We start from the raw sequence: 281 nt of genomic DNA, 5'->3' as shown, positions 1-281 counted from the left end.
GTCTTTCGCTTTAATGGTGACATCACCGTCGGCACGCATTCGTCCCCAACTCTGCAATGTGTCGGTTGTCAATATCAGATGCTGACCGGCTTGCACATGACGCCGTGTGCCAATTTCAATGCTTTTGCCGCGCATGTTTATGTCCGTTTTGGCCTGCACATCCCCCAGACTCACCTGCCCCTCAGCGGTCACATTGATGTCGCCTTGCGTTGCCGTCAGGTTAGTCAGGTTGATAGCCTTACCCGGCTCAGTACTCACCAGACGGATTTTATTGGCATACA

At 52.7% G+C, this 281-nt stretch carries 1 protein-coding gene; it reads right to left on the bottom strand.

Annotated features, from left to right (window positions below; all coding sequences use genetic code 11):
• The coding region (locus ACGF49_RS25190) for a hypothetical protein (RefSeq protein WP_387493522.1) at window positions 1-281 on the bottom strand (281 nt) is incomplete at both ends.

The organism is Photorhabdus sp. RM96S (assembly GCF_042879335.1).
Classification (GTDB): Bacteria; Pseudomonadota; Gammaproteobacteria; order Enterobacterales; family Enterobacteriaceae; genus Photorhabdus; species Photorhabdus kayaii.
This window is presented reverse-complemented; position numbering and strand designations above follow the sequence as displayed.